The sequence below is a fragment of the Streptomyces sp. WMMB 714 genome (genome assembly GCF_900090125.1).
Classification (GTDB): domain Bacteria; phylum Actinomycetota; class Actinomycetes; order Streptomycetales; family Streptomycetaceae; genus Streptomyces; species Streptomyces daqingensis.
The window spans coordinates 189,950-206,877 of the sequence record NZ_FMHJ01000012.1 but is presented as its reverse complement, the minus strand read 5'-3'; the positions used below and the strand labels follow the sequence as shown (position 1 = coordinate 206,877).

Sequence of the window (16,928 nt, the reverse complement as noted above, 5' to 3'; positions counted from 1 at the left end):
GGGCGGGGGCCGTGACGGAGCGCGTACTCTGGTCGACTGAGATGACTGCGAAGACATATGAGCTGCGGACGTTCGGCTGCCAGATGAACGTCCACGACAGCGAGCGGATGGCCGGCCTGCTGGAGGACGCGGGCTACGTGCGCGCGCCCGGGGACGCCGACGGCGCCGACGTCGTCGTCTTCAACACCTGCGCGGTGCGCGAGAACGCCGACAACCGGCTGTACGGCAACCTCGGCCAGCTCGCACCGAAGAAGGCGTCCCGTCCCGGCATGCAGATCGCCGTCGGCGGATGCCTCGCGCAGAAGGACCGCGAGACGATCGTGAAGAAGGCCCCCTGGGTCGACGTCGTCTTCGGCACCCACAACGTGGGGAAGCTGCCCGTACTGCTGGAGCGGGCCCGCATCCGCGAAGAGGCGCAGGTGGAGGTCGCCGAGTCGCTGGAGGCGTTCCCCTCGACGCTGCCCACGCGGCGCGAGAGCGCATACGCGGCGTGGGTCTCGGTCTCCGTCGGGTGCAACAACACCTGCACCTTCTGCATCGTTCCGCAGCTGCGCGGCAAGGAGAAGGACCGCCGTCCCGGTGACATCCTCGCCGAGGTCGAGGCGCTCGTCGACGAGGGCGTCAGCGAGATCACGCTGCTCGGGCAGAACGTCAACGCCTACGGCTCCGACATCGGCGACCGCGAGGCGTTCAGCAAGCTGCTCCGCGCCTGCGGACGTATCGACGGACTGGAGAGGGTCCGCTTCACCTCGCCGCACCCGCGGGACTTCACCGACGACGTGATCGCGGCCATGGCGGAGACGCCGAACGTGATGCCGCAGCTCCACATGCCGCTGCAGTCGGGTTCGTCGAAGGTGCTGAAGGCGATGCGGCGCTCGTACCGCCAGGAGCGCTTCCTCAGCATCATCGAGAAGGTGCGCGCCGCGATGCCGGAGGCGGCCATCACCACGGACATCATCGTGGGCTTCCCCGGGGAGACCGAGGAGGACTTCCTGGAGACGCTCCACGTCGTACGGGAGGCCCGCTTCGCGCAGGCCTTCACGTTCCAGTACAGCAAGCGCCCCGGGACGCCCGCCGCCGAGATGGACGGGCAGATCCCCAAGAAGGTCGTGCAGGAGCGGTACGAGCGCCTGGTCGAACTCCAGGAGGAGATCTCCTGGGAGGAGAACAAGAAGCAGGTCGGCCGGACACTGGAACTGCTCGTCGCGGAGGGCGAGGGACGGAAGAACAACGCCACGAAGCGGCTGTCGGGGCGGGCCCCCGACAACAGGCTCGTGCACTTCGCGCCGCCGGAGGAGGCGGTACGCCCGGGTGACACGGTGACGGTCGGGATCACCTACGCGGCACCGCACCACCTGCTCGCGGAGGCCCCGCCGGTCTCGGTGCGCCGCACCCGCGCGGGCGACGCCTGGGAGGCCCGGCACGCGGCACCCCCCGCCGGCGCGCAGCAGCAGGGCGTCATGCTGGGGCTGCCGACGGTGGGCGTCCCCGAGCCGCTCCCCGCCGACACCGGCGGCTGCGGAGTCCGCTGACACGCGGATCCGGACGGACGAGACGCGTCCGCCGCCGGCGGACGGCGCGGGAGACCGCGTTCCCGCGTTCCCGCTGACGGCTGGGGCAGCCCCCTTGCGGCACCGCCGGCCGCCGGCGAAGTCACCGGCTGCTACGCGGTGTTCATCGTCCACAGGGGGCGCGAGCGGGACGTCCCCACATTCGCTTCACCTGGGCGGCACTCGTACAGGAGCGCGACGGGTGAGACTTCCGGCGCCGCGCGGCGGCGGATCCCCAGTCCGTGCCGCTCGCCGTAATTACGTGATGATCGAGCGGTTACGCAGAGCGACTTGCGGCGTTAAGCTGCGCGCCATGCTTGTCGCCGCAGCCGTATGCCCCTGTCCGCCGCTGCTCGTACCCGAGGTCGCGGGAGGTGCGGCCCACGAGATGGACGCAGCCCGTGCGGCCTGCGACGAAGCGCTGAGACGTCTCGCCGCGGCCCGCCCGGAGAAACTCGTGGTCGTCGGTCCGGCCGAGCCCCCCGCCCGCGGTACGTACGCGCAGGGGGCGCGGGGTTCCTTCCGCGGCTTCGGAGTCGACCTGGACGTCACGCTCGGCAAGGGCGACGCGGTCCCTGACGCGCACCCGCTGCCCTCGTCCCTGGCCGTCGGCGCGTGGCTGCTGAGCCGCGCGGAGTGGACTGCCGCCCCCGTCGAGGGCCTCGGCGTCGGCGAGCCCCTGAACAGGGAGCGGTGCGAGGCCGTCGGTGCCCAACTGGCCGCTTCGGACGAGCGGTTGGCTCTGCTCGTGATGGGTGACGGCACGAACTGCCGCACCCTCAAGGCCCCCGGCTACTTCGACGAACGTGCCGCCGCCTTCGACGCCCGTGCCGCTCGCGCGCTGGACGAGGCGAGCCCGGAGCAGCTCCTCGCTCTGGACGAGGAGCTCGGGTACGAACTGGGTGCGTCCGGACGCTCGAGCTGGCACGTGCTCGCGGGCGCGGCGGCAGCCGGAAAGGGCGAGGCCGGCACCGGCGACGGGTTCGAAGGGCGCCTGCTCTACGACGAGGCTCCGTACGGCGTCGGGTACCTCGTCGCCAGCTGGAGCTGACGGGCGTCGCCGTAAAGCCGCCCTCGGCCGGCCCGTACGGAAGCGGGCGTGTGACTCCGGAGTACTCCGGAGTCACACGCCCGCGGGCCGGTCCGCACCGTAGGAGGCCCGGCTCGGTCCGCTCGGCGGCTCGGACTCCTGGTCAGGCTCCGCCGGGGCCCTTGCCGCGGCCCCCGCCGGAATCGGAGCGTCCCTTACCGCCGCCGTCCTGCCGGCCGAGCTTCTCGGCCTGGTCCTTGGCCTTCTGCGTGCCGCTCCGGATCTGGTCGCTGTACTTGCCCTTGGTCTTGGAGTCGGCCATCTTTCCGGCCTTGTCGACGCCCTTGGAGACCTTGTCGCTGTGCTGGCCCAGCATGTCCTTGACCTTGTCCATGAAGCCCATGGTGGCCACCTTCCTTCTTTGCGGTGTGCCTGAGCGGCGTTTCAGTTTGCGGGCGTCGCCGGCTTCGACGGCGACGGCTGCCTCGGGCGACCGCTGACTCGGAACCGAGATCCTCGCTCTCGTCCACAGCCGCCGGTGCGGCCCGGCCTCCTGCCCTTGCGCCTCCCCGCTCGCCGGCCCGGCACCCTCGGCGGTGCCGGCGGGCGGCTTCCGAGGCGGACCGGAGAACGGTGCAGAAGTCACACAAAGACGCCCATACCTACACTCCTGACCTTACTCATTCGGCCGCGATCCGGCGCTTCGGGAAGCCTCGACCCCTCAACGCCGGGCCGCGGCGTCCCGGAGAGCGACTCCGGAAATACTTGAAAAGCACAACGAAGCCGCTCGGGCCGCGCGTTGCACGGCCCTTCGGGGAGGGGGGACGCCACGGGGGTTTGCGACACTGACGGCGTGAATCCCTCCGCCCTTCCCTCAAGCCGCAGCGAACCGCCGGTCGTCGCCGTGGTCGGACCGACCGCTGCGGGGAAGTCCGACCTGGGCGTCGAGCTCGCCCGTCACCTCGGCGGTGAGGTGATCAACGCGGACTCGATGCAGCTCTACAGGGGCATGGACATCGGCACGGCCAAACTGCCGGACGAGGAGCGCAGAGGCGTCCCGCACCACCTGCTCGACATCTGGGACGTCACAGCCGCCGCAAGCGTCGCCGAGTACCAGAGGCTCGCCAGAGCCGAGATCGACAGGCTCCGCTCCGCGGGACGCGTCCCCGTGCTGGTGGGCGGTTCGGGGCTGTACGTGAGGGGCGCGATCGACGCCATGGACTTCCCCGGCACCGATCCCGTGGTGCGGGCGCGGCTGGAGGGCGATCTCGCGGCCGAGGGGTCGGGAGCGCTGCACTCGCGGCTCGCGCAGTCCGACCCTGCGGCCGCGCGGGCGATCCTGCCGAGCAACGGCCGGCGCATCGTGCGCGCCCTGGAGGTCATCGAGATCACCGGCCGCCCCTTCACCGCCAACCTCCCCGGGCACGAGGCCGTCTACGAGACCGTCCAGATCGGTGTCGACGTGGCCCGGCCCGAACTCGACGCCCGGATCGCGACCCGTGTGGACCGCATGTGGGAGGCGGGCCTCGTCGCCGAGGTACGTGCCCTGGAGGCCGCCGGCCTGCGATCCGGACGTACGGCGTCCCGCGCCCTGGGCTACCAGCAGGTGCTCGCCAGCTTGGCGGGAGAGTGCACCGAGGCGGAGGCGCGCGAGGAGACGGTGCGCGCCACGAAGCGCTTCGCGCGCCGCCAGGATTCGTGGTTCCGACGCGACCCGCGTGTCCACTGGCTGAGCGGCGCGGAACCGGACAGGACGGAACTGACCGGGAAAGCACTGGCCCTCCTGGAAGAAGCGGTCACAGCCTGATCACGTGATGGCATCGGGACGCCCTGCGCGTCCGTCGGGGCCGTGGCGGCGTGCCATCATCGACCATCGTTCGGAGCCTGCAGCCGTAGTTGGGAGGGCGGGTGGCGATGGAGGCCGGCCCTCGTGACAATGAGGAGACAGCCGTCGACGAGGCGAAGCGAGTCGGGCCTGTTGGAAGCCTCGACGACATCACGAGCCTCGACGACCGGGCGGAGGATTCGTCCGGGCACGGCGGCGGTTCCGCTGTCGGCAGTGCCGCGGCGGCTCACCGCAGTGCCGGCTTCCGCGGAAACGGCACCTCCGGTGCGCGTGACGGCCTCGCCGATGCCGTGGACGGCGATGAGGACGGTCTCGGCCACGACTCCGACGAGCTGCGCGCCGTCGACGAGCCGCCCGTCGAACCCCAGGACCTGCGTCCGCCGCGCAAGCTGCGGCTGTGGCAGATCGCCCCGATCGTCGGGCTGAGCGCACTCGGCTCCCTGATGTTCGCGTTCCCCCTCGCCTTCGAGCCGGGCGGCGGCACCGGAGCGGTCGTCTCCATGCTCGGGCTGCTGATCTGCGGCTGCGCCGCGGGCTGGGGCGTCATGGCGGCCCGCCGAGCGGGCCTGATGTGGCCGGGGCTGCCCGCGCGGGGGTCCGGCGACCGCCCGGACTGGCGCGTCGTGCTGCTGTACGCCGTCGTCGTGGGCACCGTCGTGGTGCTGGCCATCTGGCGCGTCGCCCGCCTCCGCTGAGTACCCCAGGCCGCCAGGAGCGGCGAGCGGTGCTCCCGTAGGATCGGGTGCATGGTCAGCGCACAGCCCGTGCCGTTCCTGAAGGGCCACGGCACCGAGAACGACTTCGTCATCCTCCCCGACCCGGACGGCACTCTCGAGGTGTCTCCGGAGACTGTCGCGCGGCTGTGCGACCGGCGGGCGGGGATCGGCGGCGACGGGCTGCTGCGGGTCGTGCGGTCGGCGGCCCATCCCGAGGCCAGGGCGATGGCGGGGGACGCCGAGTGGTTCATGGACTACCGCAACGCCGACGGCTCCGTCGCGGAGATGTGCGGCAACGGCGTACGCGTCTTCGTGCGCTACCTGGAGAGGGCGGGCCTGGCCAAGGCGGGTGAGATCGCGATCGCGACCCGGGCGGGGGTGCGGCGCACGCACCTCGCCGAGGACGGCGGTGAGGTCACCGTCGGCATGGGGTCGGCGGCGCTTCCCGGGGACGAGGTCACGGTCCGCGTGGGTCAACGCGAGTGGCCGGCCGTGCACGTCGGAATGGGCAACCCGCACGCTGTGGCGTTCGTCGCCGATCTCGCGCATGCGGGGAGGCTGCTGGACGCGCCTGAGGTGTCCCCGGCGGCGGTCTACCCGGCGGGCGTGAACGTCGAATTCGTGGTGGACCGCGGCCCCCGCCACGTCGCCCTGCGCGTCCACGAGCGGGGCTCGGGGGAGACGCGTTCCTGCGGTACCGGTGCGTGCGCCGTGATGGTGGCGGCCGCGCGGCGCGACGGTGTGGACCCGGCAGCTGACGGTACGTCGGCGACGTACACCGTGGACGTGCCCGGCGGACGGCTGGTGATCACCGAACGGGCCGACGGCGAAGTCGAGATGACGGGCCCCGCTGTGATCGTCGCGGAGGGCTCCCTCGATCCGGAGTGGCTGTACGCCTGAGGCGTGGATCCGGCGGCACGCAACAAGCGCACTGGTGAACTCCCTTACCTTTAAACGTCCCTCGATGGGGTGATCCGTTTCACGCTGCGCGGGACCCGGTCATCCGCGTGTGCTGGGGTCGGTAGCATCACAGGCCCGGGCCTGTCCGGGGTGTTGCGTCAGCGGAGGTGCCATGAGGAGTCTGAGAAGGCTCAGTCACGCGGCCCTGCTGGGGCAGGGCCCGCGCCGTGACGGTCTGCCCGACGCCATGGAGCACGTCGCCAAAGTGCACCGTGCCCACCATCCCGAAGCCGATCTCGCGGCGCTGCGCCGCGCCTACGTGCTCGCGGAGTCCTCGCACCGCGGACAGATGCGCAAGAGCGGCGACCCGTACATCACGCATCCGCTGGCCGTGACCTTGCTCCTGGCCCAACTGGGCGCGGAGACCACGACGTTGACGGCCTCCCTGCTGCACGACACGGTCGAGGACACCGACGTGACGCTGAATCAGGTGCGCGAGGAGTTCGGCGAGGAGGTGAGCTATCTCGTCGACGGCGTCACCAAGTTGGAGAAGGTCGACTACGGCGCCGCCGCCGAGCCGGAGACGTTCCGGAAGATGCTCGTGGCCACCGGCAACGATGTCCGCGTGATGTCGATCAAGCTCGCGGACCGGCTCCACAACATGCGCACGCTGGGCGTCATGCGCCCCGAGAAGCAGGTCCGCATCGCCAAGGTGACGCGGGACGTGCTGATCCCGCTCGCCGAGCGGCTGGGCGTACAGGCACTCAAGACCGAGCTGGAAGACCTCGTCTTCGCCATCCTCCACCCTGAAGAGCACGCGCTGGCACGGGAGTTGATCGCCGAACACGCCAAGGAGCCCGATCCGCTGACAGGCATGGCCACTTCGGTGCGGCGGGTGCTGCGCGAGGCCGGCATCATCGCGCAGGTCCTCATCCGGCCCCGCCACACCGTCTCCGTGCACCGCCTCCGCCAGAAGAGGGGCGAACTCGGGCCGTGCGACTTCGGGCGTCTGCTGATCATGGTGGAGGAGGACGCCGACTGCTACGCCGTCCTCGGTGAACTCCACACCTGCTTCACGCCCATCGTCGCCGAGTTCAAGGACTTCATCGCGGCGCCGAAGTTCAACCTCTACCAGTCGCTGCACACGGCGATCGCCGACGAGGAAGGCCGCGTGGCCGAAGTCCTCGTGCGCACACGGCAGATGCACCGGGTCGCGGAGGCCGGCGTCATCGCACTCGGCGACCCGCACGGCGTCCCCTCCGGCGGTGACGGCAGCGACACCGAGCCCGGCCCCGGCTGGCTCTCCCGGCTGCTGAAGTGGCAGAGCCACGCCACGGACACCGAGACCTTCTGGACGGAGCTGCGCGACGAACTCGCGCAGGACCGGGAGATCACCGTCTACTGCGCCTCCCCTGGCGCGGCGCCCGCCCCGAGCGGTGGCGCGCTGCCGCTTCCGGCGGGGGCGACCTGCGTGGACGCCGCCTACGCCAGGTACGGGGAAGCGGCCCACCGCTGCATCGGCGCACGCGTCAACGGGCGCCTGACGGCGCTCAGTACGGTGCTGAGGGACGGCGACGCGCTGCAGCTCTTCCTCGAGCCCGCGGCTTCCGCACCGTCCGGTCCATCGCCGGAATGGCTCGACCACGCCCGCACCCCGGCCGCGCGCATCGCGATCCGGCACTGGCTCGCCGCTCACCCTGTGGCGGCGGAGGCGGAGCCCAAGCAGGAGCTGACCAGTGTGGGTGCCACCGGAAACGGTGGCGGTCACGCCCGGCAGGCCGGAGACGGCGGTTCCCGCGCTGTCGCACCCTGCTCGACGGCGGCTCCCGTGTCTCCGCCGGACCCGGCCGACCCGGGTGGCCGAAGCTCCCGGGAGGACAGCACCGGTCCGTCCCCCGACAGCGGCCGCGCGACGGAGACGGCATCGGTTGTGGCCGAGGACCCGCACGCCGTCGTGCGCCTGGCGCGATGTTGTACGCCCGTGCCGCCGGACTCCGTCACCGGTTTCGCTGTCCGGGGCGGCGCTGTGACAGTGCACCGCGAGAGCTGCCAGACAGTGACACGCATGGCGTCCACCGGCCGGCGACCGGTCCCGGTGAGCTGGCGGCAGGGGGCAGCGGGCTGCCGCGTCACCCTGCGCGCGGAAGCGCTGGGGCGGCCGCATCTGCTGGCGGATCTGACCGAGATCATCGCGGCGCAGGGCGCGGCAGTCGTCGCCGCCGACGTCGAACCGCCGCGCGAACAGCGAGTCCTCCACACGTACACGCTGCAACTGCCCGACGCGGCGGGACTGCCTGATCTGATGCGCGCGATGCGACGCGTCCCCGGCGTCTACGACGTCACCCGGGCCAGCCGGCCGCTCCCGGCACGTTGACGTTCGACGCCGCGCAGACGGGAGAACCGCACGGTTGGTGAAGGCCCGCAGCTGTCGCACTGTCCTGCCGACACAGCACGCTGACTTCTTTCGAGTGGGCCCGCGCGGGGCAGACCTTGCGCTCTGTCCGCCACGGATAGCAGTACTGCATGGACTTCCCGCTCTTTCGGGCGCCGGCGCGCAGTGCGCGGGCGACCCCTCCCGCCTGTCGCCGCGCCTGCACCTGCGCCGCCGTCGCCACCGCCGTCCTCGCGCTCGTCGGTGCCGCTCTGCCGCCGCCGGAACCGCAGGGAGTGGGCGACCGGCTCTTCCCGGAACTCGGCAACCCGGGGTACGACGTGCGCGCCTACGACATCGCCTTCGACTACTCGGGTGACAACGCCAAGCCGCTCGACGCGCGCACAGTCATCGACGCCGACGTCACCGCAAAGGACGGGCTGTCCCGCTTCAACCTCGACTTCACGGCGGGGAAGGTGCGCTCTGTACGCGTCAACGGCCGTCCGGCGAAGCGCCAGAGCGTGAAGGAGGATCTGGTGGTCACCCCGGCCGCTGCGCTGCGGAAAGGACAGCGGATGCGCGTGGAGGTCCGGCACACCAGTCCGACGGACAAGGCGGCCACGAGCGGCTGGGTCCGTACCGAGGACGGCCTCGCCATGGCGAACCAGGCGGACGCCGCCCATCGCGTCTTCCCGTCCAACGACCACCCTTCCGACAAGGCCGCATTCACGTTCCGCGTCACTGCTCCGAAGGCTCTGACCGTCGTCGGAGGCGGACAGTTGAAGAGGAAGGTGCACAGGAGCGGCGGCCGCACGGAGTGGACGTACCGTCTCGCTCACCCCATGGCCACGGAGCTCGCGCAGGTGTCGATCGGCCGTTCCTCCGTGCGGCGGGCCAAGGGGCCGCACGGTCTGCCGCTGCGTGATGTGGTGCCCCGCAAGGACCGGAAGGCGCTGGAACCGTGGCTGGAGAAGACGCCGGGGCAGTTGGCGTGGCTGGAGAGAAGGCTGGGGCGCTATCCGTTCGAGACGTACGGTCTGCTGATGGCCGACGCCAGCACCGGCTTCGAACTGGAGACGCAGACGCTGTCCCTGTTCGAGAAGCAGCTCTTCACCTCCGGCGCCGTCCCCGACTGGTATCCGGAGTCGATCATGGTGCACGAGGCGGCGCACCAGTGGTTCGGTGACAGCGTCACTCCCGTCACCTGGGACGACCTCTGGCTGAACGAGGGCCATGCCACCTGGTACGAGTGGCTCTACGCGGCTGAACGCGGCGGTCCGTCACTGGCCTCGAGGGTCAGGAAGGCGTACGAGGAGTCCGACACCTGGCGGCGGAAGTTCGGCCCGCCCGGCCGTCTGCACGCAGCCGAACCCGGCAACAAGATCAACATCTTCCGGAAGAGCGTCTACGACGGTTCCGCGATCCTGCTCTTCGCCCTCCGGGAGAAGGTCGGGGCGAAGGCGTTCGACCGGCTGCAGCGGGAATGGGTCACCCGGCACCGGGACGCCAACGCCTCCTCGGACGACTTCGTCTCCCTGGCGAACGAGGTCTCCGGGAAGGACCTGAGCGCGTTCTTCGACGACTGGCTGTACGGGGAGAAGACGCCGTCGATGCCCGGCCATCCGCGGTGGCGGGCGGGCGGCCGGTAAACGGGGTGACGGCGCGCGGGCGCCGTGCCACCATTTCAGGCGGCGCACGGAGCGTCACGGGACGCTCCGGCGTCCGGGAATCCGCCCGGGAATCAATGACGCGGGGCAAGCGTTCCCCTATCGGGACTCGCGGGGCCCTGTCGCGTACCGCGCGCACATCTCCCGCATCCGCCTTCGACGTAAGGATCAAATGACCTTCTCTTCTCCCTCTTCTTCCTTTCCCACCACTGGCCTGCGTGTCGCCGAATCCGACCGTCGAGCTGACGCCCTGATGGAAGAGGACGTTGCTTGGAGTGACGAGGTCGACGGAGAGCGTGACGGCGAGCAGTACGACCGGAGCGACCGGGCGGCCCTGCGCCGCGTCGCCGGCCTCTCCACCGAGCTGGAGGACGTCACCGAGGTCGAGTACCGGCAGCTCCGCCTGGAGCGCGTCGTGCTCGTCGGGGTGTGGACCTCCGGCACGGCCCGGGACGCGGAGAACTCCCTCGCGGAGCTCGCCGCGCTGGCCGAGACGGCGGGGGCACTGGTCCTCGACGGCGTGATCCAGCGCCGCGACAAGCCGGACGCCGCGACGTACATCGGCTCCGGCAAGGCCCAGGAGCTGCGCGACATCGTCATCGACAGCGGTGCGGACACCGTGGTCTGCGACGGTGAACTCAGCTCCGGTCAGCTGATCCATCTCGAGGACGTCGTCAAGGTGAAGGTCGTCGACCGTACGGCCCTCATCCTCGACATCTTCGCCCAGCACGCCAAGTCGCGTGAGGGCAAGGCACAGGTCGCGCTGGCTCAGATGCAGTACATGCTGCCGAGGCTGCGCGGCTGGGGCCAGTCGCTGTCACGGCAGATGGGCGGCGGTGGCTCCGGTTCCTCGGGCGGCGGCATGGCGACGCGTGGTCCCGGTGAGACCAAGATCGAGACCGACCGGCGGCGCATCCGTGAGCGGATGGCCAAGATGCGGCGCGAGATCGCGGAGATGAAGACCGGCCGCGAGATCAAACGGCAGGAGCGGCGCCGCAACAAGGTGCCCTCGGTCGCGATCGCCGGATACACCAACGCGGGCAAGTCCTCGCTGCTCAACCGCCTGACGGGCGCCGGGGTCCTCGTCGAGAACGCCCTGTTCGCGACTCTGGACCCGACCGTGCGGAAGGCGGAGACGCCGAGCGGGCGGCTGCACACCCTGACGGACACCGTCGGTTTCGTGCGGCACCTCCCGCACCACCTCGTGGACGCGTTCCGCTCCACGATGGAGGAGGTCGCCGACGCCGACCTCATCGTGCACGTCGTGGACGGCTCGCACCCCGCTCCGGAGGAGCAACTGGCCGCTGTGCGCGCGGTGATCAGTGACGTCGGGGCTTCGCACGTCCCCGAGATCGTCGTCGTCAACAAGGCCGACGCCGCCGAACCGCTCGTGCTGGAACGGCTGCTGCGTGCCGAGCGCTGCGCGCTCGCGGTCTCCGCCCGTACGGGGCAGGGGATCGACGAGCTCCGTGCGCTCATCGACGAGGAACTGCCGCGTCCGTCCGTGGAGCTGGAGGTGCTCGTGCCCTACACGGCGGGCAATCTCGTCTCCCGCGTACACGGCGAGGGCGAAGTGCTCTCCGAGGAGCACACGGGCGAGGGCACGCTGCTCAAGGTGCGTGTCCATCCGGAACTGGCGTCCGAACTGCGCCAGTACGAGCCCGCTGCCGCTGCCCAGCGCACGTAGCACACAGCCGCCGTGGCGGCCGAACAGTGCGACGGCCCGCTCTTCGATGTGAAGAGCGGGCCGTCGCGTGTGTCCTGCCGGCGTGAGTGCGTGTGCCGGTCAGTTCTACTTCGCGAACTTCTTGCTGATGCTGTCGAAGACCGCTTTCGCTGTCGGGCCGAGTCGCGGCCCGGCCAGCCACGTGGCCGGCTGCGGGCCGATCGAGTTGACGGAGACCAGCTCGGCCTTGCCGTTCTCGCCCTTCATGAACCAGCCGCCGCCGGAGGAACCGCCGGTCATGGTGCAGCCGATGCGGTAGAGAGCGGGCTGTCCGGGGTCGATCGTGAGACTGCCCGGCTTGTCCGTGCAGCTGTACATCTTCGCCCCGTCGTACGGCGGAGCCGCGGGGTAGCCGTAGGAGCTGAGGCCCGAGAAGCGTTCGGTGGCCGGAGCGTTGAAGTTGATCTTCACTGCCGCGCCCACTGTCTCCTCCAGGGACTTGCCCGTGCGCTGCTGCGGACGGACCTGGAGCACCGCGAAGTCCTGCTGGGCCCCGCCACCGCCGGACTGTGCGCCCTGCTTGATCCAGTAGTCGCTCGTCTGCGCCCACTCCGTCCACCACTGCCCGTACGGAGCGACATCCTGCGGCTGGGCGTTCCGGATCTGCGACGGCGGCAGTCCGCGGTTGTTGTAGGCAGGTACGAACATGATGTTGCGCAGCCAGCCGCCGTCCTTGCCGGAGTGGACGCAGTGGCCCGCCGTGGCGACGAGGTTCGACTGTCCGGGACTGCGCGGATCCTTCACCACGGTGCCCGAGCAGACCTTGGGGCCCTGCGGCGTCTCCATGAAGACCTTGCCCGCGGGTGCGGCGTTGCTGGTGTACGGCGTCTTGACGCCGCGAGCCTCGACCGGCCGGGGCTCGGGGCCGGTCGCGCTGGCGCCGGAGGCCGACTCGACATTCTCGGGGACGCGCTTGCCGTTGTCCTCGGCGTCCTCCATGCGGCCGGGCTTCCAGTGGTCCTTGATGTAGGGGTTCACGAAGTCGGAGCCCTCACGGATCCACTGGTCGCGGTCCCAGTTCTTCCACTCGCCGTTGCGCCACTTCTCCAGGTCCTTCAGCGAAGTGGGCAGGTCCTCAGGCAGCTTGTCGGGGATGCCCAGGTCCTCCGCGGAGGACGGCCGTTCGGACGGCCTGGCCTGCGCGGCGCTGTCGCTTTCGCCGCCCGGTGAACAGGCCGTGGCGGTCAGTACGAGAACCCCGGCGACCGCCGCGGCGGCCACGGCAGGACGGCGTCCCGGCCTGCGTATCGATGACATGGAACAGATCCCCCTGATCGGGCGTGAGTTGATGGCTGTGCGTGCCGTGGGGCGTGACCGCCCCGCGGAGGGTGCGGTGCGGCGCCGGGGAACGCCGGCCGGCGGGCGGCGATTCCGGTGCGGCGCCGGGGACCGAGCGGTCCGGGCTGCCGGAGCGGTCCGGGTTGTTGCCGAGCAGGCACCGGGCGGATGCCGGCCGGCGCGCCCCGGACGCGCCGGCCGTACCGCTTCGGGCGCCGGTGGTGCGGTGCCGCCGGCTACTTCTTCGCGATCCTGTCGAAGACGCCCTTGGCCTCCTTGCCGATGCGGGGGCCGGCGAGCCAGCCGCCCTGCACCGGACCGATGGAGGTGACGGACAGCAGCTGCCGACCGCTCGCGGTGAGCCAGCCGCCGCCGGAGGAGCCGCCGGTCATGGTGCAGCCGACGCGGTACATCGTGGGCTGCGCGGGGTCGATGGTGAGACGGCCGGGCTTGCCGGTGCAGGTGAGCATCTTCGCCCCGTCGAACGGCGGCGCCGCCGGGTAGCCGTGCGGTGTGAGGCTCGGGATGGACTTCACACGCGGAGTGTTGAAGTTGATCTTCGCGGCCTTGCCGACGACCTCCTGCAGCGACGGACCGGACTTCTTGTCCTCCGGCCGGACCTTCATCACGGCGAAGTCCTGCGACGCGCCGCCGCCACCGGCCTTCGCGCCCTCGTCGATCCAGTGGTCCGTGGTGCCCGCGTACTTCGCCCACCAGACGCCGTCGGGGGCGACGTCCTTGCTCTTGGCGTTCTCCAGCTGCGCGTTGGAGAGGCCCTTCGGGTTGTAGCGCGGCACGAAGACCACGTTGCGGAACCAGCCGCCGCTCTTGCCCGCGTGCACGCAGTGCCCGGCCGTCGCCACGAGGTTGGACTTCCCGGGGTGCGCCGGGTCCTCGACGACGGTGCCGGAGCAGACCAGCGGCCCCTTCGGGGTGTCCATGAACACCTTGCCCACCGGGGCGGTGTCCTTGGTGTAGGGGAGCCTGACCGGTTTGGCCGTCACGCGCGCAGGCGTGGGGTCGGTGACGCCCTCGTCCTCACCGGTGCCGTTGTCGCCGCCGCTCCCGCCGTCGTCGATCTCGTCGTCATCGACCTTGCGGTCGTTCCCGTCGGCGTCCTTCATCCGGTCCGGGTCCCAGAGGTCGTCGATGATCGGGTTGATGAACTCCTTGGCCTGGCGCAGCCATTCGTCGCGGTCCCAGTTCTTCCACTCGCCGTTGCGCCACTTCTCCAGGTCCTTGAGGGAACTCGGGAGGTCCTTGGGGAGCTCGTCCGGCAGGTTCAGATCGTGTTTGGCGTCCGGCTCGGCCGCCGAGGCCGAAGCGCTGGGCGCGCTCCCCCCGTTGTCCTCTTCCGGCCCGCAAGCCGTGGCCGTCAGTGCCAGAGCCGCGACTGCGGCGACTGTGGCCACAGCCGGCGCTGAACGTCGTCGCGAGCGCCGGAGGTTGGCTGACATGAATGAACTCCCCCTGGATGTCGTTCCGCCTCTTGAGTTGTGAGGGCCCCGCCGAGCGGAGCGGCAACCACTATGCCCGGTGAGAAGGGGGACGGGCCCGGCAGGGTCCACGGTTCCGACCGGTTCACATGACAGATCTTCACTTCGCCCGTGATCCCCGGGCATCGGCTTCGTTGGTACGGACGGGGGAGTCCGGCCCGCTCTTGAGCGCGCCAAGTCGACACCGGAGGAGATCTCTGTGAACGCGCGTACCGGAGCCGAAGGCCCGCCGAGCGGAACGGCGCCCGCGCCCGCTCCCGCTACGGGCCGGCACCGCGCCGTCGTGCCCGGCCAGGTTCTGGCGAGCCGCCGGATCGACCTGCCGGAGAGCACCGTCTCATCGGCTCCATCGCAAGCCGCTGACGGGACGCCGGAACCGCCGCGTCCACGGGCGGCCGCACTGCCCGCTGCGACCGCGCTGCTGGACGCGACGGCAGAAGGCGCCGGCCACACCGGACTGCCACGGCAAGCAGCGGGTGCTCCGGACATGCGTCCGCCCGCCGAGAGCCCCAGCGACCCCGCGCAGGCGGCGGACGCCGCCGCGACGGAGAACCTGCTGCGGTGCTGGGTACGGGAGAACGACATCCCGCGGCCCGCCCAGGACACACTGCGCGTCGCACTGCACGCGTCCGGCCTCGTACTGCGGGTCCCGGTCCGCTACTGGTCCGACACCGGCCGCCACCGCTTCGGACCGCCGGTACCGGAGAAGGCCCCGCCGGACTGCGCGCCCGTCGACGCCGTCACGCTGGCCGCACTCCTCAGCCGCGAGGCGTCGCACTCCGCCCGGACGGCTGCGGCGACACAGGCCCCGGCCACGACCACCGCGAGTGCCGCCTCCCCGCACAACGCGGCCGGTTCCGCCGAGTCCGCCGGTCTCGTGGGCCGGGTCGCGGACTCCGTCGAGCGCACGGCCCGCTTCCTCGCCGCACGGACAGCCGCACCCGAACCGCCGTCCCCCGTGGGCCCGTTCCTGGACGCCGAGCAGTCACTCGTCCTCGGTCACCCCCTGCATCCGTCGCCGAAGGCACGCCAAGGACTCTCCGAGGCAGAGTGCCGCGCGTACTCGCCTGAGCTGCGGGGCTCCTTCCAGTTGCACTGGATGGCAGTCGACCGGTCAGTGCTCGCCCGGGACTCCGCATGGACGGAGCGCGGCCGGACAGTCACAGGCGACCAGCTCGCGGTGCGCCTCGCCGGGGATGCCGCTGTCCGGTTGCCCGCCGGTACCGTGCCGTTGCCCCTGCACCCGTGGCAGGCCCGCCAGCTTCAGCACAGACCGGCAGTGGCCCGGCTCCTCTCGGACGGACTGCTGCACGACATCGGCACGACGGGCGACCGGTGGCACCCCACCTCGTCCGTCCGCACCGTCGCGCGACCCGACGGACCGGCGATGCTGAAGCTCTCCCTGGACCTCCCCATCACCAACTCCCGCCGGGAGAACCTCCGCAAGGAGCTTCTTCGCGGCCTGGAGGTGCACCGTCTGCTGCGTGCGGGGCTCAGCGCACAGTGGCGCGCAGCGCATCCGGGCTTCGACATCGTCCGCGATCCCGCGTGGCTCGGCGTCGACGGACCCGACGGGCTGCCGGTCCCGGGCATGGACACGGTCATCCGGCACAACCCCTTCGGCGCCTCGGACGACGCCGTCTGCCTGGCCGGACTGACCTCACCGCGCCCCGTGGCGGAGGCCGGCGGCACTGTCATGCGTTCACGTCTGGCCGGCATCGTGCAGCGGCTGTCCGCGAGGACGGGGCGGCCGGTCACCGCTGTCGCCACCGAGTGGTTCCTGCGCTACCTCGACGCCGTCGTACGGCCTGTGCTGTGGCTCGATGCCAACGCCGGCATCGCACTGGAAGCGCATCAGCAGAACACGCTCGTCCTGCTCGACGGCGACGGCTGGCCGAGCGGCGGACGCTACCGCGACAACCAGGGCTACTACTTCCGCACCTCCCACCGGGAGGAGCTGCAGCAGCGGCTTCCCGGAGCGGCGCTCGGCGTCGCCAGCGACTCCTTCGTCGCGGACGCGGTGGTCGACGAGCGGTTCGCGTACTACCTGGGCGTCAACAACGTGCTCGGCCTCATCGGCTCGCTGGGGGAGCAACGGCTCGCAACCGAACAGGTGCTGCTCGCCGCGTTCCGCCGCTTCCTGCGCACCGAGGCGGTGGGGGAGGACGGCGCACCCGCGTCGCCGCTCCCCGCCATGCTCCTCGACGCGCCGGCGCTGCGATGCAAGGCCAACCTGCTCACCAGGCTGCACGGCATGGACGAACTGGTCGGACCCGTCGACACCCAGTCCGTCTACGTCACCGTCACCAACCCCGTGGCCGGCTGAACGCCGGGCTCCCGCCAGACGT

12 protein-coding genes are annotated in these 16,928 nt (G+C 71.1%); 9 read left to right on the top strand and 3 right to left on the bottom strand.

What is annotated here, in order from left to right:
* The first annotated feature begins 41 nt into the window (after positions 1–41).
* Entirely contained in the window at positions 42–1,532 is a 1,491-nt protein-coding gene (miaB, locus tag H181DRAFT_RS21640) for a tRNA (N6-isopentenyl adenosine(37)-C2)-methylthiotransferase MiaB (RefSeq protein ID WP_045866230.1), read from the top strand.
* A 331-nt stretch (positions 1,533–1,863) separates the two neighbouring features.
* Positions 1,864–2,601, top strand: a complete 738-nt coding sequence (locus H181DRAFT_RS21635) for a class III extradiol dioxygenase subunit B-like domain-containing protein (protein ID WP_045866229.1) — start codon at positions 1,864–1,866, stop codon at positions 2,599–2,601.
* A gap of 142 nt (positions 2,602–2,743) precedes the next feature.
* Here the strand turns inward: H181DRAFT_RS21635 and H181DRAFT_RS21630 are convergent, their stop codons facing one another.
* Entirely contained in the window at positions 2,744–2,983 is a 240-nt protein-coding gene (locus tag H181DRAFT_RS21630) for an antitoxin (protein WP_045866228.1), read from the bottom strand.
* Between the two features lie 450 nt (positions 2,984–3,433).
* On the opposite strand from H181DRAFT_RS21630, the gene miaA reads away from it, so the two are divergent.
* The 6 genes from miaA (at position 3,434) to hflX (ending at position 11,767) form a co-directional block, all read left to right on the top strand.
* Positions 3,434–4,387 (top strand): tRNA (adenosine(37)-N6)-dimethylallyltransferase MiaA, encoded by a 954-nt coding sequence (miaA, locus tag H181DRAFT_RS21625; RefSeq protein ID WP_045866227.1) that lies wholly within the window; start codon positions 3,434–3,436, stop codon positions 4,385–4,387.
* A 329-nt stretch (positions 4,388–4,716) separates the two neighbouring features.
* Positions 4,717–5,121, top strand: coding sequence for a hypothetical protein (locus tag H181DRAFT_RS21620; protein WP_045866291.1), 405 nt, complete (start codon positions 4,717–4,719; stop codon positions 5,119–5,121).
* 51 nt (positions 5,122–5,172) lie between these two features.
* Positions 5,173–6,042, top strand: a complete 870-nt coding sequence (gene dapF / locus H181DRAFT_RS21615; protein WP_045866226.1) for a diaminopimelate epimerase — start codon at positions 5,173–5,175, stop codon at positions 6,040–6,042.
* Positions 6,043–6,214: 172 nt separating this feature from the next.
* On the top strand, positions 6,215–8,416 hold the full coding sequence (locus H181DRAFT_RS21610; protein ID WP_045866225.1) for a RelA/SpoT family protein: 2,202 nt from the start codon (positions 6,215–6,217) through the stop codon (positions 8,414–8,416).
* Positions 8,417–8,565: 149 nt separating this feature from the next.
* Complete coding sequence (locus tag H181DRAFT_RS21605) at positions 8,566–10,062, top strand: M1 family metallopeptidase (protein WP_078895901.1); 1,497 nt, start codon at positions 8,566–8,568, stop codon at positions 10,060–10,062.
* A 190-nt stretch (positions 10,063–10,252) separates the two neighbouring features.
* Positions 10,253–11,767, top strand: a complete 1,515-nt coding sequence (gene hflX, locus H181DRAFT_RS21600; RefSeq protein ID WP_045866224.1) for a GTPase HflX — start codon at positions 10,253–10,255, stop codon at positions 11,765–11,767.
* A gap of 105 nt (positions 11,768–11,872) precedes the next feature.
* Here hflX and H181DRAFT_RS21595 read toward each other — a convergent pair whose 3' ends face one another.
* Both H181DRAFT_RS21595 and H181DRAFT_RS21590 read right to left on the bottom strand, forming a co-directional pair.
* Entirely contained in the window at positions 11,873–13,063 is a 1,191-nt protein-coding gene (locus H181DRAFT_RS21595) for a trypsin-like serine peptidase (protein WP_045866223.1), read from the bottom strand.
* 257 nt (positions 13,064–13,320) lie between these two features.
* Entirely contained in the window at positions 13,321–14,541 is a 1,221-nt protein-coding gene (locus tag H181DRAFT_RS21590; RefSeq protein ID WP_045866222.1) for a trypsin-like serine peptidase, read from the bottom strand.
* A gap of 526 nt (positions 14,542–15,067) precedes the next feature.
* Between H181DRAFT_RS21590 and H181DRAFT_RS21585 the strand changes: the two genes are divergently transcribed.
* Positions 15,068–16,906 (top strand): IucA/IucC family protein, encoded by a 1,839-nt coding sequence (locus H181DRAFT_RS21585; protein WP_107068824.1) that lies wholly within the window; start codon positions 15,068–15,070, stop codon positions 16,904–16,906.
* The last annotated feature ends 22 nt before the right edge of the window (positions 16,907–16,928 follow it).